Source organism: Streptomyces sp. NBC_00236, from assembly GCF_036195045.1.
GTDB lineage: Bacteria > Actinomycetota > Actinomycetes > Streptomycetales > Streptomycetaceae > Streptomyces.
In genome coordinates, this window is sequence record NZ_CP108100.1 from 2,785,159 (window position 1) to 2,810,601 (window position 25,443).

At 71.8% G+C, this 25,443-nt stretch carries 25 protein-coding genes and 1 tRNA gene; 17 read left to right on the forward strand and 9 right to left on the reverse strand.

Features of this window, described 5'->3' with window-relative positions:
- Positions 1 to 14: 14 nt before the first annotated feature.
- Together OG446_RS12435 and OG446_RS12440 are read left to right on the forward strand one after the other, a co-directional pair.
- Positions 15 to 1,181 (forward strand): acyl-CoA dehydrogenase family protein, encoded by a 1,167-nt coding sequence (locus OG446_RS12435; RefSeq protein ID WP_328894093.1) that lies wholly within the window; start codon positions 15 to 17, stop codon positions 1,179 to 1,181.
- A gap of 267 nt (positions 1,182 to 1,448) precedes the next feature.
- Positions 1,449 to 2,093: a GNAT family N-acetyltransferase gene (locus tag OG446_RS12440; protein WP_328894094.1), complete on the forward strand. Its 645-nt coding sequence runs from the start codon at positions 1,449 to 1,451 to the stop codon at positions 2,091 to 2,093.
- A 168-nt stretch (positions 2,094 to 2,261) separates the two neighbouring features.
- Here OG446_RS12440 and OG446_RS12445 read toward each other — a convergent pair whose 3' ends face one another.
- Positions 2,262 to 3,131, reverse strand: a complete 870-nt coding sequence (locus OG446_RS12445) for a helix-turn-helix transcriptional regulator (protein ID WP_443050092.1) — start codon at positions 3,129 to 3,131, stop codon at positions 2,262 to 2,264.
- Positions 3,132 to 3,210: 79 nt separating this feature from the next.
- On the opposite strand from OG446_RS12445, the gene OG446_RS12450 reads away from it, so the two are divergent.
- From OG446_RS12450 to OG446_RS12465, 4 genes are all read left to right on the forward strand, one after another.
- Complete coding sequence (locus tag OG446_RS12450; protein WP_328894096.1) at positions 3,211 to 3,978, forward strand: SDR family oxidoreductase; 768 nt, start codon at positions 3,211 to 3,213, stop codon at positions 3,976 to 3,978.
- Positions 3,979 to 4,187: 209 nt separating this feature from the next.
- Positions 4,188 to 4,400, forward strand: a complete 213-nt coding sequence (locus tag OG446_RS12455) for a 4-oxalocrotonate tautomerase family protein (protein ID WP_328894097.1) — start codon at positions 4,188 to 4,190, stop codon at positions 4,398 to 4,400.
- 258 nt (positions 4,401 to 4,658) lie between these two features.
- Positions 4,659 to 5,690 carry an ABC transporter substrate-binding protein gene (locus tag OG446_RS12460; protein ID WP_389262572.1) on the forward strand — a complete coding sequence of 344 codons (1,032 nt, stop codon included), beginning with the start codon at positions 4,659 to 4,661 and terminating at the stop codon, positions 5,688 to 5,690.
- A 2-nt stretch (positions 5,691 to 5,692) separates the two neighbouring features.
- Positions 5,693 to 6,562, forward strand: a complete 870-nt coding sequence (locus tag OG446_RS12465) for a siderophore-interacting protein (RefSeq protein ID WP_328894098.1) — start codon at positions 5,693 to 5,695, stop codon at positions 6,560 to 6,562.
- A gap of 39 nt (positions 6,563 to 6,601) precedes the next feature.
- Here the strand turns inward: OG446_RS12465 and OG446_RS12470 are convergent, their stop codons facing one another.
- Positions 6,602 to 8,263: a beta-N-acetylhexosaminidase gene (locus tag OG446_RS12470; protein WP_328894099.1), complete on the reverse strand. Its 1,662-nt coding sequence runs from the start codon at positions 8,261 to 8,263 to the stop codon at positions 6,602 to 6,604.
- Positions 8,264 to 8,594: 331 nt separating this feature from the next.
- Here OG446_RS12470 and OG446_RS12475 point away from each other — a divergent pair, with 331 nt between their 5' ends.
- Positions 8,595 to 8,870 (forward strand): hypothetical protein, encoded by a 276-nt coding sequence (locus tag OG446_RS12475; RefSeq protein ID WP_328894100.1) that lies wholly within the window; start codon positions 8,595 to 8,597, stop codon positions 8,868 to 8,870.
- 100 nt (positions 8,871 to 8,970) lie between these two features.
- Complete coding sequence (glmS, locus tag OG446_RS12480; RefSeq protein ID WP_328894101.1) at positions 8,971 to 10,800, forward strand: glutamine--fructose-6-phosphate transaminase (isomerizing); 1,830 nt, start codon at positions 8,971 to 8,973, stop codon at positions 10,798 to 10,800.
- Positions 10,801 to 11,457: 657 nt separating this feature from the next.
- Here glmS and OG446_RS12485 read toward each other — a convergent pair.
- Positions 11,458 to 11,979, reverse strand: a complete 522-nt coding sequence (locus tag OG446_RS12485; protein ID WP_326662001.1) for a universal stress protein — start codon at positions 11,977 to 11,979, stop codon at positions 11,458 to 11,460.
- 379 nt (positions 11,980 to 12,358) lie between these two features.
- On the opposite strand from OG446_RS12485, the gene OG446_RS12490 reads away from it, so the two are divergent.
- The 4 genes from OG446_RS12490 to OG446_RS12505 all read left to right on the forward strand — a co-directional run bounded on the left by OG446_RS12490 (position 12,359) and on the right by OG446_RS12505 (position 15,094).
- A complete protein-coding gene (locus OG446_RS12490) occupies positions 12,359 to 12,652 on the forward strand; it encodes a hypothetical protein (protein ID WP_328894102.1) in 294 nt (97 codons plus the stop codon).
- 391 nt (positions 12,653 to 13,043) lie between these two features.
- The gene (locus OG446_RS12495; RefSeq protein ID WP_328894103.1) at positions 13,044 to 14,282 is read left to right on the forward strand and encodes a GlxA family transcriptional regulator; all 1,239 of its coding nucleotides are present in this window, start codon (positions 13,044 to 13,046) and stop codon (positions 14,280 to 14,282) included.
- 10 nt (positions 14,283 to 14,292) lie between these two features.
- Complete coding sequence (gene orn, locus OG446_RS12500; RefSeq protein ID WP_148018804.1) at positions 14,293 to 14,895, forward strand: oligoribonuclease; 603 nt, start codon at positions 14,293 to 14,295, stop codon at positions 14,893 to 14,895.
- Between the two features lie 126 nt (positions 14,896 to 15,021).
- Positions 15,022 to 15,094: transfer RNA gene (locus tag OG446_RS12505), tRNA-His, on the forward strand.
- A gap of 244 nt (positions 15,095 to 15,338) precedes the next feature.
- Here the strand turns inward: OG446_RS12505 and OG446_RS12510 are convergent.
- The gene (locus OG446_RS12510) at positions 15,339 to 15,470 is read right to left on the reverse strand and encodes a hypothetical protein (RefSeq protein WP_328894104.1); all 132 of its coding nucleotides are present in this window, start codon (positions 15,468 to 15,470) and stop codon (positions 15,339 to 15,341) included.
- 37 nt (positions 15,471 to 15,507) lie between these two features.
- Here OG446_RS12510 and OG446_RS12515 point away from each other — a divergent pair, with 37 nt between their 5' ends.
- On the forward strand, positions 15,508 to 16,299 hold the full coding sequence (locus tag OG446_RS12515) for an AfsR/SARP family transcriptional regulator (RefSeq protein WP_328894105.1): 792 nt from the start codon (positions 15,508 to 15,510) through the stop codon (positions 16,297 to 16,299).
- Between the two features lie 95 nt (positions 16,300 to 16,394).
- On the opposite strand, the gene OG446_RS12520 is transcribed toward OG446_RS12515, so the two are convergent.
- The 4 genes from OG446_RS12520 to OG446_RS12535 are packed head-to-tail and all read right to left on the reverse strand — an operon-like array spanning position 16,395 to position 19,828.
- Positions 16,395 to 16,877, reverse strand: a complete 483-nt coding sequence (locus OG446_RS12520) for a S26 family signal peptidase (RefSeq protein WP_328894106.1) — start codon at positions 16,875 to 16,877, stop codon at positions 16,395 to 16,397.
- Complete coding sequence (locus tag OG446_RS12525; RefSeq protein WP_328894107.1) at positions 16,874 to 18,745, reverse strand: ABC transporter ATP-binding protein; 1,872 nt, start codon at positions 18,743 to 18,745, stop codon at positions 16,874 to 16,876. Before OG446_RS12525 ends, OG446_RS12520 begins: the two co-directional genes overlap by 4 nt.
- The gene (locus OG446_RS12530) at positions 18,742 to 19,275 is read right to left on the reverse strand and encodes a peroxiredoxin family protein (protein ID WP_328894108.1); all 534 of its coding nucleotides are present in this window, start codon (positions 19,273 to 19,275) and stop codon (positions 18,742 to 18,744) included. Before OG446_RS12530 ends, OG446_RS12525 begins: the two co-directional genes overlap by 4 nt.
- 1 nt (position 19,276) lies before the next feature.
- A complete protein-coding gene (locus tag OG446_RS12535; protein WP_328894109.1) occupies positions 19,277 to 19,828 on the reverse strand; it encodes a MauE/DoxX family redox-associated membrane protein in 552 nt (183 codons plus the stop codon).
- A gap of 190 nt (positions 19,829 to 20,018) precedes the next feature.
- On the opposite strand from OG446_RS12535, the gene OG446_RS12540 reads away from it, so the two are divergent.
- The 3 genes from OG446_RS12540 (at position 20,019) to OG446_RS12550 (ending at position 23,811) form a co-directional block, all read left to right on the forward strand.
- Positions 20,019 to 20,195 (forward strand): hypothetical protein, encoded by a 177-nt coding sequence (locus OG446_RS12540; protein ID WP_328894110.1) that lies wholly within the window; start codon positions 20,019 to 20,021, stop codon positions 20,193 to 20,195.
- A gap of 73 nt (positions 20,196 to 20,268) precedes the next feature.
- The gene (locus OG446_RS12545; RefSeq protein ID WP_328894111.1) at positions 20,269 to 23,082 is read left to right on the forward strand and encodes an ABC transporter permease; all 2,814 of its coding nucleotides are present in this window, start codon (positions 20,269 to 20,271) and stop codon (positions 23,080 to 23,082) included.
- 6 nt (positions 23,083 to 23,088) lie between these two features.
- Entirely contained in the window at positions 23,089 to 23,811 is a 723-nt protein-coding gene (locus OG446_RS12550) for an ABC transporter ATP-binding protein (RefSeq protein WP_328894112.1), read from the forward strand.
- Positions 23,812 to 24,042: 231 nt separating this feature from the next.
- On the opposite strand, the gene OG446_RS12555 is transcribed toward OG446_RS12550, so the two are convergent.
- Positions 24,043 to 24,882, reverse strand: a complete 840-nt coding sequence (locus tag OG446_RS12555; RefSeq protein WP_328894113.1) for an SDR family oxidoreductase — start codon at positions 24,880 to 24,882, stop codon at positions 24,043 to 24,045.
- Positions 24,883 to 24,975: 93 nt separating this feature from the next.
- On the opposite strand from OG446_RS12555, the gene OG446_RS12560 reads away from it, so the two are divergent.
- A complete protein-coding gene (locus OG446_RS12560; protein ID WP_328894114.1) occupies positions 24,976 to 25,347 on the forward strand; it encodes a winged helix-turn-helix transcriptional regulator in 372 nt (123 codons plus the stop codon).
- Positions 25,348 to 25,443: the final 96 nt, after the last annotated feature.

A 25,443-nucleotide genomic window follows, 5' to 3' on the forward strand; every position in this document is an offset into this window, starting at 1 on the left:
GAGTGAACGTCCCCATGACTCTGGACCACCGGCTGACCGCCGAGCACGAGGAACTGCGGCGCACCGTCGAGGCGTTCGCCCACGACGTGGTCGCGCCGAAGATCGGCGACTTCTACGAGCGCCATGAGTTCCCGTACGAGATCGTGCGCGAGATGGGACGGATGGGCCTGTTCGGGCTGCCGTTCCCGGAGGAGTACGGCGGGATGGGCGGCGACTACCTCGCCCTCGGTATCGCCCTGGAGGAGCTGGCCCGGGTCGACTCCTCGGTGGCGATCACCCTGGAGGCCGGGGTCTCGCTGGGTGCGATGCCGGTGTTCCGCTTCGGCACCGAGGAGCAGAAGCAGCGCTGGCTGCCGAAGCTCTGCGCGGGCGAGGCGCTCGGGGCGTTCGGCCTGACGGAGCCGGACGGCGGTTCGGACGCGGGCGGCACCCGGACGACGGCGGTGCGCGACGAGGCGACGGGCGAGTGGGTGATCAACGGCTCCAAGTGCTTCATCACCAACTCGGGCACGGACATCACCGAGCTGGTCACGGTCACGGCGGTGACCGGCCGCAAGGAGAACGGCGCCCCGCTCATCTCGTCGATCATCGTCCCGTCCGGCACCCCCGGCTTCACGGTCGCCGCCCCCTACTCCAAGGTCGGCTGGAACGCCTCGGACACCCGCGAGCTCTCCTTCTCGGACGTCCGCGTCCCGCTGGAGAACCTGCTGGGCGAGGAGGGCCGCGGCTACGCGCAGTTCCTGCGGATCCTGGACGAGGGCCGGATCGCCATCTCCGCGCTGTCCACGGGCCTGGCACAGGGCTGTGTGGACGAGTCCGTGAAGTACGCCGCCGAGCGGCACGCGTTCGGCAAGCCGATCGGCGCCAACCAGGCGATCCAGTTCAAGATCGCGGACATGGAGATGCGGGCCCACATGGCCCGGATCGGCTGGCGGGACGCGGCGTCGCGTCTGCTGGCGGGCGAGCCGTTCAAGAAGGAGGCGGCGATCGCGAAGCTGTACTCCTCGACGGTGGCGGTGGACAACGCCCGCGAGGCGACCCAGATCCACGGCGGCTACGGCTTCATGAACGAGTACCCGGTGGCCCGGATGTGGCGCGACTCCAAGATCCTGGAGATCGGCGAGGGCACGAGCGAGGTGCAGCGGATGCTGATCGCGCGGGAGCTGGGCATGTCGGCCTGACCCGGCCCGACACCGGGGACGGTCTACAGCGGGGCGGGGCGGGGTGGGTCCGGGCGCCGGGCCCGCCCCGTCCGCGCGCCGCCCGCCCCGGGAGGCGCGAGGCCGAAGGCCGCCGGCCCGGGAGGCGCGAGGCCGAAGGCCGGCCGGCTCGCATTCACGCCGCGTGCCTCCTGCTCCAGGTGGAGCTGGAGCAGGGCGGCGCACCGTCGCTCGCGTCGCCCCGCAATTCGTTCGACAGTGGCCACCGGCTCCCACCAGAGTCCTGCCATGAAGCCAACGCGCCACTGGCCCCTGTACGGGCTCCGCATCCGCACCCCACGCCTGGAACTGCGTGTTCCGGACCTGGAGTTGCTCGACGAGCTGGCCTCGGTGGCCGCAGACGGGGTGCACGCGCCGGACGCCATGCCCTTCACCGTTCCCTGGACCGACGGCCCGCCCGCCGAACGCGGCCGGGCGGTGTTCCAGCATGTGCTGGGCACGGTCGCCCACTGGCAGGCGACGGACTGGTCGTTGAGCCTCGCCGTCCTGCACGAGGGCCGGGTGACCGGCCGGCAGGACCTGATGGCGAGGAACTTCGCGGTGACCGGGGAGGTCAGCACCGGCTCCTGGCTGGGGCTCGCCCACCAGGGCCGGGGCATCGGCACCGAGATGCGGGCCGCCGCCCTGCAACTCGCCTTCGCCGGGCTCGGCGCCGGTGCGGCCGTCTCGTCGGCGATGACGGACAACCCACGCTCACTGGGCGTCTCGCGGCGGCTCGGCTACCTCCCGGACGGACTGACGGTCGCCGCACTGCGGGGCGAACGGGTCACGCTCCAGCGGCTGCGTCTGGAGCGGGACCGGTGGGAGAAGCACCGCACGAGCGGGATCACGGTCGAGGGGCTCGACAGCTGCCGGGAGATGTTCGGCGCATGACCCTCCCGGTGCATCCCTACGTACGGGGCCGGAGCGGCCAGGACCACTTCCTGGACGATCCCGACCACGGGCACACGCCCGCCGGGTCGGAGAGCAGCCGGACCAAGCCGTAAGGCTCGCAGCCCGTGCGCGGCGGGTACGTCGAACCGCTGCGCGGCGGAGCGGCTGTCAGCGTGCCGGTCCGGCGACTTCCTGGGTACCGAGGACGGCGAGCAGGTCCAGGAGCTCGGCGCTGTCCGTGCCGACTGCGGGGGTGAACCAGAGCAGCCGCTGCCGGCCGTCCTCGCTGAACAGGTTGAGGCAGTTGACCTCGATCAGGCCGAGCGCGGGGTGGTTGAGGCGTTTGCGGTCGTTGCGCCGGAACGCCACGTCGTGGTCGGCCCACAGGGCGGCGAACTCCGCGGAGGTGCCGAGCAGCGAGCTGATCATCGAGGCGGCTTCGGTGTCCTTGCCCTCGCGTCCGGCGGCGGCCGCCCGCAGGTCGGCGACGAAGGCCCGGGACTGGTGCGCATGGTCGGCTTCGGGATACAGCTGCCGGGCGTCGGATTCGGTGAACCACCGGTGGACGAAGCTGGCCCGGGCGCCCCGGAAGCCGGACTGGTCCCCGAGCAGGGCCACCGCCAGGGGGTTCTGTACGAGGGTGACATGCAGGTCGGTGATGACCTGTGCGGGTGTGGACGTCAGACGGGTGAGCAGGTCGAGCATGCCGGGGTGGACGTGCGAGGCCGGGCCGCCGTGCGCGGGCACCGGGCGGTCGGCCAGGTGGTAGAGGTAGTCGCGCTCGTCGGCGGTCAGGCGCAGGGCTCTCGCCAGCGCGGCGATCATCTGTTCGGACGGCTGTGATCCGGCGCCGCGCTCGAGTTCGTTGTAGTAGTCCACCGACGCGCCGGCGAGCTGGGCGACCTCGTCGCGGCGCAGCCCGGGCACCCGGCGGCGCGGCCCGTGGGGAAGTCCCACGTCGGCCGGGCGGATGCGTGCACGCCGCGAACGCAGGAACGCTCCCAGCTCGGCGTATTTCACAGAACCCATACCTGCCATTGTGCGTCCGGCCGGGATGGCGGACACAGGGGATGACATCCCCTGGTTCCGCCGGCCGGCGCCGCGCATCGTGGAGGGCATGACGACGAACCAACCCCCGACCACTCCCCCTCCGGCGGCCCTGCGGACCGCCGTCGTGACCGGCGGATCACGCGGCATCGGCCGGGCGGTCTCCCTTCAACTCGCCCGGGACGGCGCCGCCGTCGTGGTGAACTACGCCCGCGACACCGTCGCTGCCGAGGAGGCGGTGTCGGCGATCACCGCCGCCGGCGGGCGGGCGGTCACCGCGCGGGCGGACGTGGCGGACGAGCACGCGGTCGCCGCCCTGTTCGACCGGGCGGAGCAGGAGTTCGGCGGCGTGGACGTCGTCGTGAACTGCGCCGGCCGGCTCGCGCTGTCGCCCATTGCCGACCTCGACCTCGCGGTGCTCGACGCGGTGCACCGCACCAACATCCGCGGCACCTTCGTCGTCGCCCAGCAGGCCGCCCGGCGGCTGCGCGCGGGCGGCTCGTTCGTGGCGTTCTCGACCTCCGTGGTCGGTACGCAGTTCCCTGCCTACGGTGCGTACGCGGCGAGCAAGGCGGCTGTCGAGTCGATCACGCTGATCCTCGCCCGCGAGCTGCGCGGGCGGGACATCACGGTGAACACCGTCGCCCCCGGCCCCACGGCGACGGACCTGTTCCTGGAGGGCAAGACGCCCGAGCAGATCGACCGGCTCGCCAAGAGCCCGCCCCTGGAGCGTCTGGGCACCCCGGAGGACATCGCCGGGGTGGTCGCCTTCCTCACCAGCCCGGCAGGGCACTGGGTGAACGGCCAGATCCTGCGGGCCAACGGGGGCATGGTGTGAGGACGCGGCCGAAGGCCATGCTGCTCACCGGCGCATCCGGTGGTTCCACGCGGCGTTCCTCCGCCGTGCCCGCACCAACCACCCTCTGACGCCGCCGCCCGGCCTCTGACCACGCCGGCCTCAGCCGGGAATCGGCCCCCGTGGGCCACACCTCCACGGACCTCTGCCTCCGCGTCGCGGAGAAACCCACTCAAGGAGACAAGACACCCATGCCCTTCGCCCATTTCAAGGTCCCCGCGGGCACCCTCACCGCCGAGGACAAGAAGAAGATCGTCGAGCGCACGACCGACCTGTACGCCGAGATCTACGGTGAGCGGGCCCGCCCCACCACCGTCGTACTGGTCGACGAGGTCCCCGACGGCGGCTGGGGCGTCGCCGGCAGCGTCCTGACCGCCGCCATGCTCAACGGCGACAACGCCTGACCTCCGCCTGCTGGTTGGGCCCGGCGCCACGGCGCCGGGCCCGGCATCATGATGGCCGCCGAGCCGGTGGCCGCAGGCGGGCACGCATGCCCGGAGACGATCGCCCAGCGGTTCCTGGAAGAGCGGCGTCATCGTCCGGTGAGCCCGGGTGTGCGGGCCCGGGGGCATCCTGAGGCTCGACAGTTCGTGAGGTTAGGCTAACCTTCGTTCGAACTTGTCACCGGCCGGTCTCCGGCTCGTACGAAAGCGGACTCCGTCATGCGCACTGCCCGAGTGTCCCGTCCCACCCGCCGCGGCCTGCTGGCCATGGGCGGCGCCGTTGGCCTGGGCGCCGTGCTGGCGGCCTGTGGTGACAGCGACTCCAAGGACTCCGGTTCCACCGGCTCCAAGAGCGCCGACGCCGGGCCGTGGAGCTTCAAGGACGACCGCGGGCAGACCGCTGAGGCCAAGTCCGTCCCGAAGAACATCGTCGCCTTCACCGGTGTCGCCGCCGCGCTCCACGACTACGGCGTCGAGGTCAAGGCCGTCTTCGGCCCGACGAAGGCCGCGAACGGCAAGGCCGACGTACAGGCCGGCGACCTGGACATCAGCAAGGTCGAGATCCTCGGCAACGTCTGGGGCGAGTTCAACGTCGAGAAGTACGCCGCGCTCGGCCCGGACCTGCTGGTCACCGCGATGTGGGAGAAGGACGCCCTCTGGTACGTGCCGGACGCGTCCAAGGACAAGATCCTCAAGCTCGCCCCCAGCGTCGCCCTGTGGGCCGCCCAGACCACGATCCCCAAGGCGATCCAGCGCCACGAGGACCTCGCCGCCTCGCTCGGCGCCGACGTCAAGGCCAAGGCGGTCACCGACGCCAAGGCCCGCTTCGAGAAGGCCGCGGCCCGGCTGCGCGCCGCCGCGAAGTCCAAGCCGAACCTCAAGGTCATGATCGGCTCGGCCAGCCAGGACCTCTTCTACGTCTCGCTCGCCAAGATGTCCGCCGACACCCTGTACTTCCAGGAGCTGGGTGTGAGGTTCGTCGAGCCGAAGGTGGACGCGGCGGGCTTCTTCGAGAGCCTGAGCTGGGAGAACGTCGACAAGTACGGGGCCGACATCATCATGATGGACAACCGGTCCTCGGCCCTGCAGCCCGACGCCCTCACCTCCAAGCCGACCTGGGCGCAGCTGCCCGCGGTCAAGGCCGGCCAGGTCATCCCGCGCACCACCGAGCCGATCTACAGCTACGACAAGTGCGCGCCGATCCTCGAGGACCTCGCGAAGGCCATCGAGGGCGCAAAGAAGACCGCCTGACCATGACGACCGCCGCCGCGCCCGCCCCGCCGCCCGTCGATCCCTTCCGGCTCTTCGGTCTGACCGTCCTGCACACGGAGCGGCTCAGCCCGTCCATGCTCCGGGTCACGTTCGGCGGGCCCGGGCTCGACGGTTTCGCCTCCGGGGGCCGCGATCAGAGCCTGTCGCTGTTCCTGCCGCACCCCGGACAGCCGGAACCAGTCGTTCCGGTCGATAACGAGGGCAACTGGTTCGGCCCCTGGCGGGCACTTCCGGCCGAGGAGCGGGCGGTGCTGCGCTCGTACACCGTCCGCGCGCAGCGCCGTGCCGACGGCGGTCCGGCCACCGAGATCGACATCGATTTCGCGCTCCACGAGGACGGCGGTCCGGCCTGCCGCTGGGCCGCCGCGGCCTCCCCCGGTGACGTACTGAAGGCGCTCGGACCGGCCGTCGAGGACAACACGGCCGTCCGTTTCCGTCCGCCCGAGGACACCGACTGGGTGCTGATCTGGGCCGACGAGACGGCACTGCCCGCCGCGACGGCCGCCCTGGAGTGGCTGCCGGCCCATCTGCGGGCGCGGGTCTGGCTGGAAGTCACGCACACCGACGACCGCCGGACGATCGACACCGCGGCCGACGCCCGGATCAGCTGGCTGGTGCGGGACGAGGACGCGCCGGACGCCGTGGAGGCCGTGCGCGCGGCCGAACTGCCCGAGGGGAACCCGTACGTCTGGATCGCGGGCGAGGCGTCCTCGGTACGGACACTGCGACGCCACCTGGTGCGCGAGCGCGGCATCGACCGCAAGCGGGTGACGTTCGTCGGCTACTGGCGCCGCGGCCTGAGCGAGGAGCAGCTGCGCGAGGCGGCGGAAGCGTCCGCTTCGAGCGACTGAGCCCGTCCGGCGCTTGAGCACGACGCGGGACGGCAGGACTCACCCAGCCGCAGCCGGCTCCGCCGGCCACGGCACCTGGGGCGACCGGTAGTAGTCGATCCCCAGCGCGGTGAACCGCGGCCCGAGCGCCGCGAGGCGCTCCTTGTACGTGTCCCAGTCGTGCGTCTCGGCCGGTGACCAGCCCAGCTCCGCCGCCCCGGGCAGCCGCGGGAACGCCATCACGTCGATGTCGTCGCTGTCGGTCAGCGTCTCGGCCCAGATCGGCGCCTCGACCCCGAGCACCGCGTCCGCCGGGGTGTCGGCGAGGTAGGTCGCCGGGTCCCAGTCGTAACTGCGCTGCACCTCGACCAGACCGGCCCACTTCAGGCCCAGTTCGGTCTGCTCGTTGTACTTCATGTCGAGGTACACCCGGTCCGCGGGCGACAGCACCAGCCTGGTGCCGTTCTTCGCCGCGTCCGCCACCTGCTGCCGGTCCGCGGCGCTCGTTTTGTCGTAGCCCCAGTACTGGGCGACCGCGCCCTTCACCGGCGTGGCCCCGGTGAGCTGGTGCCAGCCCATCACGGTCTTGCCGTGCTTGCCGACGGCCGCCTGCGCCCGCTCCATGATCTTGGCGTAGTCCTCGTGGCTGGTGGAGTGCGCCTCGTCACCGCCGATGTGGATGTACCTGCCGGGGGTCAGCGCGGCCACTTCGCCGATGACGTCGTCGATGAACCGGTACGTGACGTCCTTGGCCGCGCACAGCGAGCTGAACCCGACCTTGATCCCGGTGTACAGCGGCGGCGCGATGCCGTCGCAGTTCAGCTCCGCGTACGAGGCGAGAGCGGCGTTGGTGTGGCCGGGCATGTCGATCTCCGGCACCACCTCCAGGTAGCGGGAGGCCGCGTACCGCACGATCTCCTTGTACTGGCTCTTGGTGTAGTAGCCGCCGGGCCCGCCGCCGACCTCCGTGGAGCCGCCGTACGTGGCCAGGTTCGGCCAGGAGTCGATGGCGATGCGCCAGCCCTGGTCGTCGGAGAGGTGCAGGTGGAAGGTGTTCATCTTGTACAGCGCGATCTGGTCGATGTAGCGCTTGACCTCGTCGACGGAGAAGAAGTGCCGCGAGACGTCGAGCATCGCCCCCCGGTAGGCGTAGCGGGGCGTGTCGGTGATGCTGCCGCCCGCGACCTTCCACGGCCCCTTCTGGCGGCTGTCTCTCTCGACCTGGGCCGGCAGGAGCTGACGCAGCGTCTGGACGCCGTGGAAGAGCCCTGCGGGCTTCCTGGCGGTGATGGTGACGGAGCCGTGCCCCGCCGTCAGGGTGTAGCCCTCCGCGCCCAGTTCGCTGTCGCGGGAGCCGAGCCGGAGCCGGATGCCGTCGGAGCCCGCCCGTTCGGTGACCGGCAGGGCGTACCCGGTGGAGGGACGCAGCACGCCCGCCAGGTACTCGCCGATCTTGCGGGCCTCGCCGGACGAGCCGTCGACGCGGATCCTCGTGGCGGGAGTGATCGCGTACGGGGATCCGCCCGGCCGCACCACGGCGGGGGCGGGCACGACCTGGCCCAGCGGACGGGGCGCCGATGCGGCGGAACCGCCGCCCGCCGCGGATGCTGTGGGAGTCGCGCAGGCGGTGGAGATTCCGGCCGCCGTGATGAGAAGCAGCGAGCCGAGAAGACGGGGTAGAGCACGGGGAAGAGCACTGCGCTGCGTCGTGTGCAGTCTCACAGCCGGGTCCCTTTCTGCTGGATCACACCTGGATCTCCTGACCATTCGCACCGTCACCATGCGTACCGCTTGCCTCACGGATGGTCAAGGTGTAGACCACTCCCCCTTGTCGCCCGCACATGAACGTGGCCGACCGTCCGGGGCGCGTGGCCGAATTCATCCCGTCGGCCCCCACAGCCACTCCGCGTACGGCCGATTCCGGGGCGCACACCTCACCCTCGGGCGCTCCGGAATCGCCCAGAACGGAAAAACGAGCGCCACTCGACCGCATACCTGCCCGGTATCGGGCAGGATTGTTGCGCTGGAGCCCCTTCGGAAGCAATATCGACGGGTGCTCGAACGCCGCTCGTCGCATGACGACCTCATTGACCACCTGGTACGCAGCACCGCGCTCCCACGCGGTGAGGCAGCCCGGGTGATCCTCGACGTACTGGCCTACTTCGACGAGACGACCGACGTCTTCGTCCGCCGCCGCCACCGTGAGCTGCAGGCCGGCGGCCTGGTCAACACGGAGATCTTCGAACGGATCTCGGCCGAGCTGCCGCACCGGGCGGTGGCGCCGCCGGAGCTCTCGCTCCGCCAGCTGCGCCGCATCGTCTACGGCTGAGACCGGCGGACCGGGCCTGGCCCGACCGGGCCGGACCGCCCCGCGGCCGGGCACCCACTTACTTGCTTGTACCTGTACGTCGATGGAGGGCAGAGGCTCTATGTGCGGAATCGTCGGTTATATCGGAAAGCGTGATGTGGCCCCGCTGTTGCTGGAGGGCCTGCAGCGTCTGGAGTACCGGGGTTACGACTCCGCGGGCATCGTCATCACCGGGAAGCCCGCGGCCGGCAAGCCCGCCGCGCTGAAGATGGTCAAGGCCAAGGGCCGGGTCCGCGAGCTGGAGTCGCGGGTGCCCAAGCGCTTCACCGGCACCACCGGCATCGCCCACACCCGCTGGGCCACGCACGGCGCCCCGAGCGACGAGAACGCCCACCCCCACATGGACGCCGACAACAAGGTCGCCGTCGTCCACAACGGCATCATCGACAACGCCTCCGAGCTCCGCGCCAAGCTCGTCGCCGACGGCACCGTCTTCCTCTCCGAGACCGACACCGAGGTGCTGGTCCACCTGATCGCCCGCTCGCAGGCCGTCACCCTGGAGGAGAAGGTCCGCGAGGCGCTGAAGTCCGTCGAGGGCACGTACGGCATCGCCGTCATGCACGCCGACTTCAACGACCGCATCGTCGTCGCCCGCAACGGCTCCCCGGTCGTGCTCGGCATCGGCGAGAAGGAGATGTTCGTCGCCTCCGACGTCGCGGCCCTGGTCGCGCACACCCGCCAGATCGTCACCCTGGACGACGGCGAGATGGCCACCCTCAAGGCAGACGACTTCCGTACGTACACGACCGAGGGCTCGACCACGACGGCCACGCCCACCACGGTGGAGTGGGAGGCCGAGTCGTACGACATGGGCGGCCACGACACGTACATGCACAAGGAGATCTCCGAGCAGGCCGACGCCGTGGACCGCGTGCTGCGCGGCCGCATCGACGACCGCTTCTCCACCGTGCACCTGGGCGGCCTGAACCTGGACGCCCGCGAGGCCCGCGGGGTCCGCCGGATCAAGATCCTGGGCTGCGGCACCTCGTACCACGCGGGCATGATCGGCGCCGGCCTCATCGAGGAGCTGGCCCGGATCCCCGCGGACGCCGAGCCCGCGTCCGAGTTCCGCTATCGCAACCCGGTCGTGGACCCCGACACCCTGTACGTCGCGGTCTCCCAGTCCGGTGAGACGTACGACGTGCTGGCCGCGGTCCAGGAGCTCAAGCGCAAGGGCGCCCGGGTCCTCGGCGTCGTGAACGTCGTCGGCTCGGCGATCGCCCGCGAGGCCGACGGCGGCATGTACGTCCACGCGGGCCCCGAGGTCTGTGTCGTCTCCACCAAGTGCTTCACCAACACCGTGGTCGCCTTCGCGCTGCTCGCCCTGCACCTGGGCCGCATCCGCGACCTGTCGGTCGCCGACGGGAAGCGGATCATCGAGGGGCTGCGGAAGCTGCCCGAGCAGATCGGTCAGATCCTCGAGTCGGAGGACGAGATCAAGAAGCTGGCCGAGGAGTACGCGGGCGCGCAGTCGATGATGTTCATCGGCCGCGTCCGGGGCTACCCCGTCGCGCTGGAGGCCTCCCTGAAGCTCAAGGAGATCTCGTACATCCACGCCGAGGCCTACCCGGCCTCGGAGCTGAAGCACGGCCCGCTCGCGCTCATCGAGCCGGCGCTCCCCACGGTCGCGATCGTCCCGGACGACGACCTGCTGGAGAAGAACCGTGCGGCCCTGGAGGAGATCAAGGCCCGCAGCGGCCGCATCCTCGCCGTGGCCCACCGTGAGCAGGAGAAGGCCGACCACACGATCATCGTCCCGAAGAACGAGAACGAGCTGGACCCGATCCTGATGGGCATCCCGCTGCAACTCCTGGCCTACCACACGGCGCTGGCCATGGGCCGGGACATCGACAAGCCGCGCAACCTGGCGAAGTCCGTCACCGTGGAGTAGTCACGGTGGCGTGGTCACGCCCCGCATACGCGCCGAGAGCGGCCCGGCACCCACGCCCTGTGGGTGCCGGGCCGCTCTCGCGTGCGGGCGGGCGATCCCGAATGCCAACAGTGGGAACTCCGGCGCGAGACGGCCGGGGCAACAGGCGCCGGTGTTTGCCGAAGCGACCCCGCGGGCCACGGCGGACCCTCTCCGGATCCGAGCGGGGCAGAGGGTCGCCACTGACCCCACATGCATGCGATCGTGCTGTTTCCCGTGACGCTTATCCACCCTTCACACACACGCAATCCGCATGTACGGACCGGTAGCTTCGTTTTTTCCGCTGTTTCCGTAGTCGAGTTGACGCCACGTCGGCCATCTCCGGACGGAAAGAGACCGGCCGTTGACCGAGGTCGGATCACGACGGACGGAAAGCGGTCCCAAAACAGACCGTCCGCTCCCGGCCGACGCGGGAGCGGACGGAAACGCGGAACAGGAGCGGAAGGCAGGACGACAAGAGGCAGCGAGAACCGGTCCCGGGGCCTGTCGGGACGGCCTCACGGGACAGCCTCGTGGACGGGCCTTACGGCCTTACGGACCTCATGGACGGCCTCACGGGACAGCCTCGTCGACGGGCCTTACGGCCACGGACCTCGTGGACGGCCTCACGGAACGGCCTTACGGGATGACGACGACCGGGCGCTGCGCGCGGCGCGCCAGCCGGCCCGCCACCGAGCCGAAGATCCGGCCGACGATCCCGTGGGTGGAACCGACGACGATCGCGTCGGCCGAGTACTCCCGGCCGACCTCCTCCAGCTCGTGGCAGATGTCCCCGCCGCGCTCGACGAGCACCCACGGCACCTCGGAGAGGTAGTCCGCGCAGGCGAGCTCCAGGCCGAGGACCTCGGTGCGGTGATCGGGGACGTCCACGAAGACGGGCGGCTCGCAGCCCGCCCAGACCGTGGTCGGCAGCCGGTTGGCGACATGCACGATGATCAGGCCGGAGCCCGTTCTCCGGGCCATACCGATGGCATAGGCGAGGGCCCGCTCACTGGAGGTCGAGCCGTCGAAACCGACGACGACACCGTGCCGGAAGGCGGGATCGCAGGAGTGGCGTGCGTCTTCGGCCGCCTGCTGGTCCGACCGTGGGTCGGCTACCTGCTTGCGGTCCGCGGGTTCGGGGATTTCGTGACCGGCCATCGGTGTCTCGGCGAAGAGAGTCCTCGTGAGGAGAGCGACGTGGAGAAGCTGCGTCAGCGGGCGGTGTTGCGGTGTCCGGGAATCATCTTCCCAACCCCTTACCCCCAAGGGTACGGCGCCACTCCTCCACTGCCCAGACCCGCGCAAAGCGCGTGCGACGTTCCCCGGAGCATGCCCGAGACCTGCCCGGTATGGCAATGCCGGTTGCGCGGTACACCGACGTCGCGGGCCCCCGGACGGCCGCAATCGGTGACGGGTCGGTGACCGCGCGGGGCGGGGCCCGTTAGCCACGTGTCCATGCCCCCGCGGGCCTGCCCCGGGGGTCCGCCGGCCGTTCCGTACCGACCGGAACGCCGACCGAACCCCCGGGGAGCATCACGTGCCCGCACCCGTCCCGCCCACGCATCCGGAACCCGCCGCGCAGTCGGCGACCGATGTCGTCCGCTGGGCGGTGTTCGGCTGCCTGCTGGTACCCGCCGTCCTCCTGGCCCTCGGTGACTCCGCCGGCGGCGCCGCGGCCGTCGCACTCGGCCTCGCCGCGATCACCGTGGCCTGCCGGGTCCTGCTCCGCCGGTCCGCCCGGACGGCCGCGCGCGAGGGCTCCGCTCCGGCCCTCCGTCCGACCGAGGGGGCGCACAGGAGTGACCGCACTCCGCGGGTCGTGCGCCGGTAGAACGACTGATTTCCGCACACGCGACCGTATATTTTCAGCCAACTTCAGGACTCAGTCGAATCCTTGTCGAAATGGCCGATCAACCCCCTTGCCAGCAGGCAGGAAGAGACCAAGCGGTACGCTTCCACCCCATGGGGACGGGCCATGAACGCCAGGCGCACTTCCCTGCACGACTCACGAGTGAAACGCTTCGTGATCGAATGCTTCCCGCCAGGTTGCCTTGTCGACATAAAGCCGGTTGGTGAACTTGTCACGACGGCACCACGGGACGCAGTAGATTCGATCTTGGGTGTCGAAGGCTGGGGACTCGTGCACGACCGAGGGGACATGTGCAGGTGCGACAGGCCCGTAAGGACCAGGAAGACGCGAACACCGAGGGGGGCTTAGCGTCATGAGCCAGGACTCCGCCACCGCAACGGAGGCTGTACGGAAGCTGAGCGGGCGTCGACGCCGTGAGGTCGTCGCCGTGCTGCTGTTCAGCGGTGGCCCCATCTTCGAGAGCTCCATTCCGCTCTCGGTGTTCGGGATCGACCGCCAGGACGCGGGAGTTCCGCGTTATCGGTTGCTCGTGTGCAGCGGCGAAGAGGGACCGCTGCGCACCACGGGGGGACTCGAACTGACCGCGCCCTACGGGCTGGAGGCGATCAGCAGGGCAGGCACCGTCGTGGTGCCCGCCTGGCGCTCGATCACCTCACCGCCGCCCGTGGAGGCGCTCGACGCACTGCGCCGCGCCCACGAAGAGGGCGCACGCATCGTGGGGCTGTGCACGGGCGCCTTCGTGCTCGCCGCCGCCGGGCTGCTGGACGGCCGCCCGGCCACCACGCACTGGATGTACGCGCCGACGCTGGCCAAGCGCTATCCGTCGGTGCACGTCGATCCGCGCGAGCTCTTCGTCGACGACGGCGACGTACTCACGTCCGCCGGGACCGCGGCGGGGATCGACCTCTGTCTCCACATAGTCCGCTCGGACCACGGCACGGAGGCCGCCGGGGCATTGGCCCGCCGGCTCGTCGTGCCGCCGCGGCGCAGTGGCGGTCAGGAGCGCTACCTCGACAGGTCTTTACCTGAGGAAATCGGCTCCGACCCGCTCGCGGAGGTCGTGGCCTGGGCGCTGGAGCATCTGCACGAGCAGTTCGACGTGGAGACGCTGGCCGCGCGCGCCTATATGAGCAGACGGACCTTCGACCGGAGGTTCCGCTCGCTCACGGGCAGCGCACCGCTCCAGTGGCTGATCACCCAGCGGGTGCTGCAGGCGCAGCGGCTGCTGGAGACGTCCGACTACTCGGTCGACGAGGTCGCGGGCCGTTGCGGCTTCCGCTCGCCGGTCGCGCTGCGCGGACACTTCCGGCGCCAGCTGGGGTCCTCCCCGGCCGCGTACCGGGCCGCATACCGGGCCCGTCGTCCGCAGGGCGGCGGTCCGGAGCAGGTCGTCACGGCGGCCGAACCGGTGGTGCCCTCCCAGGGCAGCCCCGTGAGCCGTCGCGCCCCGCTGCCGGCCCAGGTGGGTCCGTCCCCGTCTGGCCCGTCGGCGGCCGTTACGGAAGCGGGCCGCGGGGAGCACGGGAAACCGGGCTCCGAGGCGTACGCTGCGGGCCGCCCGGCCCTGCCGGGACAGCGGAGCGCCCCGTAGGGTGGGGCACATGAACGACCGCATGGTGTGGATCGACTGCGAGATGACCGGGCTCTCGTTGACGGAAGACGCACTCATCGAGGTGGCCGCACTGGTCACCGACTCGGAGTTGAACGTGCTCGGCGAAGGGGTGGACATCGTGATCCGCCCGCCGGACGCGGCGCTGGAGACGATGCCCGAGGTGGTGCGGCAGATGCACACCGCCTCGGGCCTCCTCGACGAGCTGGCCGCGGGCACCACCCTGGCCGACGCCGAGGAACGGGTCCTGGCCTACATCCGGGAGCACGTGAAGGAGCCCGGAAAGGCCCCGCTCTGCGGAAACACGGTCGGTACGGACCGCGGCTTCCTGTCGCGGGACATGCCGTCGCTGGAGGGCTACCTCCACTACCGGATCGTCGATGTCTCCTCGGTCAAGGAGCTGGCCCGCCGCTGGTACCCGAGGGCGTACTTCAACAGTCCGCCCAAGAACGGCAACCATCGGGCGCTCGCCGACATCCGCGACTCGATCACGGAGATGCGGTACTACCGCGAGGCGGTCTTCGTCCCGCAGCCGGGCCCCGACTCGGAGCGCGCGAAGTCGATCGCCGCGCGCCTGTCGCAGCCCTCGGCCTAGGTCCTTCCGAAAGTCGCTGGTCCCGGCCCTTTCGGGGGCCGGGACCGGCGGCGGGGAAACGGGGGCGCGAGCACCCTCTCGGACCCTGTACACTTTTTCTCGGCCGGTCGGAAACGCCCGGACATGGTGGGTATAGCTCAGATGGTAGAGCACCTGGTTGTGGTCCAGGATGTCGCGGGTTCGAGTCCCGTTACTCACCCTGAATGATCAGCCCCCGATCTGGAAACAGGTCGGGGGCTGATCACGTTTGTCCCCCGCCGCGGGGTCAGGCCGTTCGGCCGGCAATGGCGTCAGGAGCAAGATCCCGGGGACGGCCTTCGGCCGTGCGCGCTCACCCGGCTGGTCCCGGCCCGACCCCGCCGGGACCGCGGAGCCCCGTCACACCGGCCTCGCGAAGTATCTGCTCCGCCGCGCCGGCCGGGGCTGGCCCATTCCCCGGGCCGTCAGTCGGAGCCGGCCGGGCACGCGTGGACCACCGTGTTCGCCCGGGCGAAGTCGACCAGCCGAGCGCTGCCCTCCGGCGCGGCCTTGAGCCGTGCGAAACCGAAGGCAGCAAGAGTTTTCTGCAATTGCATGAAACTTATTGAAACAACCTCTGCCCCGGGGGATGCTGTGGAGGTCGCGCCACCGGGGACGGGTGGCGTCGCGCTGGGGGTGGGTGTGTACGTACGCGAGAGCCGGCCGAGCCCGTTCCGGGTCCTCGGCAAGGTAAGGATCGAAGGTCAGGAGATCCTCGGAACCAAGCCGCGCGCCCTGCTGGTCGCCCTGCTGCTCGAAGCCAACCGGACCGTTTCGCTGGACCGGATCGTCGACGCCCTGTGGGACGGCGAGCCGCCGCGTTCGGCCGTCGCCAACATCCGTACGCACATCAGCGCTCTGCGGAGGCACATGGCAGACGCGGGCACGCTCGTGTCCCGGCCCGGCGGATACGAGCTCGTCATGCCCGAGGACGACTGCGACCATCACCGGTTCACGCGGCTGGCTTCGGAGGGCCGGTCCGCCCTGCAGGGCGGTGACCCGGAGCGCGCGGCCCCTCTGCTGGGGCAGGCGCTGGCGTTGTGGACCACGGACGTCGCCGCCGACGGGGTGCCGCGCAACGGCTGGCAGGCCGGGCCGCTGGACCATCTGGACGAGGAGCGCAGGCGCGTGGTCGAAGACCTCGCCGAGTCCTGCGTAGAGGCGGGCGAGCCCCGCTCCGCCCTGCGCGAGCTGCACGCCCTGCTGGCCGCCGACCCCCTGCGTGACAGGGGCTGGGCGCTGCGGATGCGGGCCCACCACAGCCTGGGTGAGCCCGGCGGGGTCAGCGACAGTTACCGGGCCGCCGTCCGGGCGTTCCAGGACCGGCTCGGCGCCAGGCCGGGTGCCGAGCTGGACCGCCTCCACCACACCCTCAAGGCCTTCTGACCCTCCGCTCCTCTCCGCGCAACCCTCAGTTGAAAGCGATGTGGACGCGTATACGACCCCTGGTACGCCCCCTTCGCGTCCGCTTCGCTCTCAACTCACTGCTGCCGCCCCGGGTGGCTCTCCGGTACCCGGGCGATCACCCGGTCGAGCGGGACGTAGCCGAAGTCGCGGGAGTCGACGCTCGCCGCCGTGTTGTCGCCGAGGACCACGGCGAAGCCCTCCGGTACGGCACCGCTCACGCCGAGGACGGAGGCCACCGGCCCGGGCACCGGGTCTCCCGGGAGTGCCGCCAGCCTCTTGAGCAGCCGGGCCCCCTCCCCCGCCTCCGGCCACCGCCAGTTGCCGGGGCGCTCGGGCTTGACCAGGACGACCACATCGCCGGTGCTCAGTCCTCCGGGGCCCTTCACCCGGTGGGCGATCACCACCTGTCCGGGCATCAGCGTGGGCGCCATGCTCTCGCCGGCGACCGTGACCCGCAGCCGGCTGCGGCGGACCTGGACGCATACGGCCGCGAACCCGGTCACCGCGACCGCCGCCGTCACCGTGAGTGCCGTCGCCACGAGGGCCCAGGGCGTCATACGCGCTCCGTCTCCTGTGCGGGAGGAGCCGGGGGCCGCTCGCTCTCCCGGTAGCCCGCGGCCTGGCGCCCGAACAGATCGGCGTAGCGGCCCGTCCTCGCCATCAGTTCTTCGTGGCTGCCCTGCTCGACGACACAGCCGTCCCTCAGCACCACGATCCTGTCGGCTTCCCGGGCGGTGCCCAGGCGGTGCGACACCAGGATGCTCGTCCGGCCCCGGCGGTGGCACCGCAGGGCCTGCCGTACCTCGTCCTCGGCCTGGGGGTCCAGACCGGAGGCCGGTTCGTCGAGGATCAGCACATCGGGGTCCTCGCGCAGCAGGGAGCGGGCGAGCGCCACCCGTTGCCACTGGCCTCCGGACAGCTCCACCCCGTCGTCGGCCTCGCCGTCCCCGCCCTCGTCGGTGGACGGTTCCGTGAACGCGCGGCTGAGCAGGGTGCCGTAGCCGCGCGGCAGTCCTTCCAGGAGTCGGTCGACGCCGGCCCTGCGTGCCGCCGCCCGGATGCGGTCGGGGTGGCGTGAGGCGTCGTCGCCGTCGCCGAGCCCGATGTTCTCGGCCGCCGACACGTCGTAGCGCATGAAGTCCTGGAAGACCGCGCTCATTCTGCGACGGAGTTCGGCCGGAGGGAACGTACGGATGTCCTGGCCGTCCCACAGCACCGTGCCGCGGGTGGGGTCGTAGAACCGGCAGAGCAGTTTGACCAGGGTCGACTTTCCGGCGCCGTTGTCGCCGACCAGGGCGAGCGTCGAACCGGCGGGGACGGTGAGGCTGACGCCCCGCAGGGCCCAGTCGTGCTGGTCCGAGTACCGGAACCACACGTCCCGCAGCTCGATTCCCACGCCCAGCCGGGCGGGCATGGCAGCGGCAGCCGGGCGGAGCACGGGCAGGTCCGGCGGGGCCTGGACGACCGCCGTGAAGTGCGCGAACAGCAGCAGACTCCGCCGGACCACCGCCAGTTGGGCGGCACCGGTGCCGAAGCTTCCCTGTACGGACGCCATCGCGGCGACGGTCAGCGAAACCTCCCCCACCGACATCGCCCCGCGTGCCGCCTCGCGTACCGCCCACAGCAGGCCCAGGGCGGCGATGGCACCGGAGAGTGCGGCCGGGAGCCCCTGGAGCAGGGCGTTGCGCATCTCGGTGGTCCGGTGCGCCCTGTTGATGGCCCGGCGATCGCGCCGCATCCGCGCCCGCAGATGGTCACCGGTGCCGAACAGCCTGATCTCCTTGGCCGCCTGCACACTGCCCAGCAGGTTCGAGTAGAACCACTCGCGGCGCTCCAGCGGAGTCACCCGGAGCTCGGTGTCCGCCCAGATACGTGCCATCCGCAACTCGACGACCAGCGCGGGCCCGGCCGCGAGCGACACGGCCGCCACCAGCCACCAGCTGACCAGGGCGAGCGAGCCGAGGAAGCCGAGTACGGTCACCACCGCCTGCAGCAGTCCCATGACGCCCATGACCACCTGTGGGGGTGCCTGCTGCCCGCACTGCTGTGCCAGCCGCAGCCGGTCCAGCATGGCCGGGTCCTCGAAGCGGCCCAGCCCGCTCCATCCGTTGACCGCCGCGTAGAGCCGGTCCTGCGCGGCCAGCGCGACCCGGCGGGACAGTTCTCCGCGCAGCAGCGTCTCGACGTGCGGGAGTACCGCGAGCGCCAGGCCGGCGACGGCCATCGCGAGGGCCGGGCCGGTGACCTGTGCGGGCGTACCGCCCTCCTGGGCGATCATGTCGATGAGCGAGCTCATCAACCAGGCTACGAGTACGGGGAGTTGCGCGAGCGTCAGACTGATGAGCACGACTCCGGCCAGCTGGGGCCAGGCGAAGCGAAGCGCCAGGCTGAGCACCGTGCCGAAGGGGCGTGCGGGCTGCCTCACGGGGTCACCGGCGCGAAGGATCCCAGCCGCTCGTGTGCGACCGGCGTCACCGCTCCGTCGGCGGCGAGCCTGCACACCACGGGATAGCCGACCACTCCGAACGCCTCGGCCACCGTGGCCGCGTGCTCCCCTGACACCACCGTGGCCACCTCCGCCAGGGCGTCCACGTAGTCCTGCTCCTCCGGCCCCGGTGCGACGACCGCCAGTACGGCGGAGACCGGCAGCCCGAGCCCGGGCACCGCGGCGACGAACCGGGGCAGCAGCGCGGCGCACGGTGGGCAGCCCGTACTGAAGAAGGCGACGAGTGCGCCGTCCGGCAGATCGCCGGGGCGGATCGTCCGGCCCTGTGAGGTAACGGCCTCGAAGTCACGGACGGCAGGGGCGACTCCGGCGTCGTGATCCGGGCCCGGGCCGCCCGCCGTGCCGGGCCCGGCACCCGTACGGAGTCTGCGGATCAGGCCGTAGGTCAGGGTCAGGTTCAACAGGGCGATCGCTCCGACGAGGGCGATCGCCGCGCCCATGAGGGACACGTCAGCTCCTTGAGGTGTGTGTGACGCCGTGGGCCGGAACCTGCCGGACCGTGTCGGCGATGTCGTCGAGGGTCACGGCGACCAGGGCTCCGAGCGCCCCGAACCCGGCAGCGATCAGCACTCCGCCCACGGTGGCCGGCTCGTCGACGCCCTGCCCGAGCCATGCGGCCGAGGCCCCGCCGAGCAGGAGCGTCGTGCGTACGAGATGGCGGGCGCCGAGCGTCGCGGGTGTCCGCCCGAAGCAGGTGCACCGTGCGGCAGTGCCCCGTATCCGCAGCAGGATCATGGCGGTCAGGAACGCGGCGAGCAGAAGCGCCGAGAGCCCGGCCCCGGCGGTACGGGTGACCGGCACGGCCAGCAGGACCGGCGCGGACGCCTCGGCGACGCAGACCGCCCGCGCGGCGGCGGGCCGCAGTCCGGCGGGCACCAGGGGCCAGGCGTCGAGCTCCGCGACGAAGCCGGCGTAAGCGGCGCGGGAGCGGAGCTTGCCGACTGCCGCCGCCAGAAAGGTGAGGGCGGTCAGCACCTGGCAGGCGACGACGACGTACGGCACGACTCCCCCTTGCCGCCCTGTCCGAGAGGCGGCCGCATCGCCCGTCCGGCGGTTTCGGACGGGGTGCGCAGACTAGGAGGCGGGCATACACACGACATACCGACGGGCCTGGATGTCCGGTGTACGCAGGGGAGTTAGCGTGCCGCACCATCCGATCGCAGCGAGCGGTCGGCGGGAGAGGGAGAGCGCGATGCGCACATTCCGGAAGATGGCCGACAAGCTGGCGGACCGGGTGGCGCCCGAGGTCACGGGCGAGGCCGTGTGGTGGTACAAGTACCGCTGCTACAACGGCAGGATCCAGCGCAACCAGTGCTGGGACAGCTCGTTCTGCAACGGCTGGGAGTACACCGGCGAAGCCTGCAACTGATCAACGATCGAGCCGCCGGTGTGCGGACACGGACGCCCGTGTCCGCACACCGGCATTCCGCGAGGGGGACCAGGTGCTGGGCACCGCCTTCAGTCATGTCCGGCACAGAGCCGGGCGGAGTCTGGCGCTCGTCGCAGGAGTGCTGGCCGCGACGACCGGCTTCACGCTTCTGACGTCCACCGCCGAGACCTCGCAGCTGCGCACCACCGGAACCGTGAACGACAACTTCCGCGGCGCCTACGACATCCTGGTCCGGCCCGCGGGATCGCACAGCGAGCAGGAGAGCGGTCAGGGGCTGGTGCGGCCCAACTTCCTGTCCGGGCAGTTCGGCGGGATCACCCGGGGCCAGCAGGACCGGATCGCGCGGATGACGGGTGTGGAGGTCGCCGCGCCGGTCGCCATGGTCGGGTACGTCCTCGCCAACAGCAGGGCCGCCGTCGACGTCACGGAGCAGGTGGACCGCGCCCGTACCCAGCAGCTGATCACCGTGAAGCCGACCTGGCACACCGACCGCGGACTCAGCACGCTCGACGACGACCTGCCCAACTACGTCTACGTGACGAGGAACAAGGTCGTGTGGCCCGAATCCCACATCGACCTGGCGAGGGAGCGGTCGGACCCCTCCTGGCATTCCCCGCCCCCCTCCTACCCCAACGGGTTCGACACCAGGAAGGCGCTGGCCGTCTGCGACAACCCGGGACAGTCCCTGCCGCCCCTGGAGGTGATGCCGGACGGCCGTTCCGTGCCGGTCTGCGCCACTGATGTCTCCCTGTCGCAGTCCGCGAGCAGCCGCGGCCACCTGGAGGCCGTCCACCTGGCCGGCGACGGGTCCTTCCGGACGGAGTGGGAGACGTCGCCCCGGCTGACCGTGGACATCTCCTGGCCGGTCTCCATGCTGCTCGCGGCGATCGACCCGGGGCAGGAGGCGAAGCTGGTCGGGCTGGACAAGGCGCTCGTGTCCGGCCGCTACCTGCGGCAGACGGAGACCGTGGCCGACCGGGCCGCGGACTCCGGGCGGAGCCGGTCGGTACCCCTGCTGATGTCCACCGAGCCGCAGGTCGACGAGCAGCTCTCGGTCGCCGTCTCCCGCTCGCCCGACGGGCCGGTCCCTCTCGCCGGCCTGGCCCGCCGGGCCCTCGACACGGCGATCGAAGAGCAGCGCGGAGCCCGCGTCGCCGACCGCTCCTACTCCGTCGACAAGGTCTACGGGACGGACCGCAGGGGCGCCGACCTGTACCGGATCATCCAGTCCGGAGCGCCCTCCTACCGGGCCGCCGCGGACGGCAGCCTGACTCCGCGGACGGTCCCGGCCGACCTCGACGAGCTGTGGGCCAACAGCAACCACACCGGGTGGCCCACCCCGTGGCTGGCGCGGGACAGCAAACAGCGGCCGCTCACCCGCGTACCCGAGTACCAGGCGCCCGACTTCCGGTCCGGCGCCTGGATGGGGGACGGGCTGGCTGTGGGGACGTACGACCCGAAGCGGCTGACCGAGTTCTCGGCCCTGTCCGAGGTCCCGATGGAGACGTACCAGCCGGTCGAGGCGACCGGGGCCGACGCCACCGCGCGCACGCTGCTGGGCGGCCGGGCGCTGATGCCGAACTCCAACCCCGGCGGCTACCTCGCCACCCCGCCCCAGCTCCTCACCACGCTCGCCGCACTCCCCCGCGTCCTGGATCCCGCCTCGGAACAGGCCGCGGCGCCCATCTCCGCGATCCGGGTCCGCGTCGACGGCGTCACCGGGACCGACGCGCAGTCCCGCGAGCGCGTACGTCTCGTCGCCGAGCGGATCGGCAAGGAGACCGGGCTCGGTGTCGACCTCACCATGGGATCCTCCCCCGCTCCCCGTACCGTCCACCTGCCGGCGGGCGACTACGGGCGCCCGGCACTGGCCCTGTCCGAGGGCTGGTCGCGCAAGGGCGTCGCCGCGCGCATCGTCGAGGCGTCCGACCGCAAGAGCCTGCTGCTGTTCGGGCTCGTCCTCGGGGTCTGCGCCCTCTTCCTCGTCAACTCCGCGTCCGCCGCCGTCCGTGACCGCCGGCGCGAACTCGCGGTGCTGGCCTGCCTGGGCTGGTCCCGCTCCCGGGTCACCTCGCTCGTCATCGGTGAGACCGCTCTGCTCGGTACCGTCGCGGGGGTCCTCGGCGCGCTCCTGTCCCTGCTGCTCGCCGGGCCGGCCGGCCTCGGCGTCTCGCCCCTGCGGGCTGCCGCGGCCGTGCCCATCGCGCTCGTCCTGTCCGTCCTCGCCGCGGCCGTGCCCGCGCTGCGCGCTTCGGCGGGGCACCCGGCCACGAGCCTGCGCCCGGCGGTCCGCGCGGCCCGGCGTCCGCGCCGGCACCGCACCGTCGCCGGTCTGGCCCGCGCCAACCTGGCCCGGGTGCCGGGCCGGACGCTGCTGGGCGCGGCGGCTCTCGCCGTCGGGGTCGCGGCGGTCACCGCGGTCGCCGCCATCCTCTGGTCGTTCGAGGACGATGTCGTCGGCACGGTGATGGGCGACGCCATCGCGCTCGAGGCCCGCGGCGTCGACATCGCCGCCGCCGCCGGTACCGCCCTGCTCGGCGCGTTCGCCGCCGCCGACGTCATCTACCTCGGCGTCCGCGAACGGGCCGCCGAGTTCGCCGTACTGCAGGCCACCGGCTGGTCGGACGGCGAACTCACCCGGCTCGTCCTGACCGAGGGCGCCGTTCTCGGGGCCCTCGGCGCCACCGCCGGGGCCGCCACCGGGACCGGCCTCATCGCCTGGCTCACCGGCACCGTCACCGCGGCCCTCGTCACCACCGCGCTGCTCGCCGCCGCGGCCGGGGTCGCCCTCGCCGCCGCGGCCTCGCTCGTCCCCGCGGTGATGCTCACCCGGAGCCCCACCAGCGTGCTCCTCCAGGAGGAATAGGAAGCCATGTCGGACACGGGAACAGAGCGGCTGACCGGACGAGCGGTGACCGCCGGCGCGGCCGTCGAGGTCGTCGGGCTCAGCAAGGTCTTCGGCAAGGGCGCGGCGGCGATCACCGCGGCCGCCGCGATCGACCTGACGGTCCCCGCGGGGCAGATCGTCGCCCTCACCGGCCGTTCGGGGTCCGGCAAGTCGACCCTGCTGCATCTGCTGGGTGCGATCGAACGCGCCGACTCGGGCTCGGTACGGGTCGGGGAGACCGAGGTGACGGCCCTGCGCCCCCGCGGGCTCGCCGCCTACCGCCGTACGGTCGGCTTCGTCTTCCAGCGCTTCCACCTGCTGCCCGCCCTGACCGTCATCGACAACGTCCTGGCGCCCGTGCTGCCCCGCCGGGCCGGCTTCGACGCCCCCGCGCGCGCCCGTGAGCTGCTGGAGGCCGTGGGGCTGGCCGACCGCGAGAAGGCCCACCCCGCGCAGCTCTCCGGCGGTCAGCAGCAGCGCGTCGCGCTGGCCCGTGCCCTGATCGCCACGCCCCGGCTCCTGCTCGCCGACGAGCCCACCGGAGCCCTGGACTCGGCCACCGGAGCCGCGGTCATGGACCTGATCGTGCGGCTCGGGCGCGAGCACGGGACCACGGTCCTGATCGCCACGCACGAGGAACAGGTGGCCGAGACCTGCGACCGGGTGATCGGCCTGCGGGACGGGCGGACGGTCACCGACTCGGGCTGACGACGCCCCGGGAGGGGCCGGCGCGGGAGGGGCCGGCGCGGGAGGGGCCGGCGCGGGAGGGGCCGGATGCCGGGGTGCGGAGCGTCCGTCCCCGGCCCACGACCCCTCCCACCCGGACGGGCCGTGGGCCCGGCCGAGGTTGTCGGCTGCCACGGTCCCTGCGCCCCGGTCGGGAACCGCCGCCGCACACCGGCCGAGCCGCAGCGTCGGTTCCTGCGGCGCCGGCCGGTCTCAGCGGAACGCCGCCACGTTGCGGGCCGCCCAGTCGGCGAAGGTGTGCGCGCGGCGACCGAGGATCTGCTCGACGTCCGGGCTGATGCGCAGCTCGGCCGGGCTCGGGGAGCCGATGATGTCCAGGGTGTCGTCGGCGAGCTCCCCCGGCATGCTCAGGGACATGGCGGCCTTGGCCTCGGCACGGGTGAGCTCGTGGAACGCCACCGGCGAGCCCAGCGCGGCGGCGATGTCCGCCGTCTGCTGACGCGGGGTGATCACCTCCGGGCCGGTCAGCTCGTAGGCGCCGCCGATGTGCCGGTCGTCCAGCAGGCAGGCCGCCGCGACCTCGGCGATGTCCACCGGGTCGATGACCGGCACCCCGATGTCGCCGAAGGGGGCGGCGACCACCTGGTGCGTGCGGACGGACTCGGCCCACCACAGGGCGTTGGAGGCGAAGCCGCCCGGCCGCAGGATGGACCACTCCAGGCCGGACTCCCGCAGGGTGTCCTCCAGTTCGCGCATTGCGATCCGCGTGGAGCCGAAGGGCCTGGTCACCACGCCGAGCGTGGAGAGCAGGACGACCCGCCGGACTCCGGCGGCCGCTGCTTCGCCGATGATGTCGGCGGGACTGGCTCCAGCGGCGTGCAGGTCGCCGGAGAGCAACAGGAACAACGCCTCCGCCCCGTCCAGCGCGGGCTTGAGGCCGGCCGGCTCGGCCAGGTCGGCCACCACGTGACGGACGCCGTCCGGCACCGCCGCCGTGTGCCGTGACACGGCCGTCACCTCTCGGCCCGCCCCGGCCAGCGCCTGCGTCAACGGCCGGCCGATGTTTCCCGTAGCCCCGGTCACCACGATCATGGTCTGCTCCTTCGTCGGTTGCCCTTTGTTGCCTGCACGCTAGGAGCACGGACTAACTTTTGGTAAGGACATACCTTTGGGTAAGCTCATGCCATGACGGGAAGCGTGCAGGACAGGCAGGCCGAGGCGGGGACGCCGTATGACGTGTTTCACACCGACTGCCCCGCGCGGAACGTGATCGACCACGTGACCAGCAGGTGGGGCGTCTGGGTGCTGATCTCCTTGCGCGGCAACAGCCTTCGGTTCTACGAGCTGCGCCGGAGCATCCAGGGCATCAGCGAGAAGATGCTCGCCCAGACGCTGCGGGCACTGGTCGAGGACGGCCTGGTCTGGAGAGAGGTCGAGCCGACGACGCCGCCCCAGGTCACCTACGGGCTGACCGAGTTCGGCCGGGACGTCGGCGAGCCGCTGACGGACCTGTTCGACCTGGTCACACAGCGGCTGTCGCCGGGCAGCGCGGCGTAACCCGGAACGGGCGAGGGGAGCCGGAACGGCCCGCTCCCGGCCCTTCCTCGCTCCGCCGGCGCGGCGGCGGGCATCGGACGCCGACTACCCGGCCGT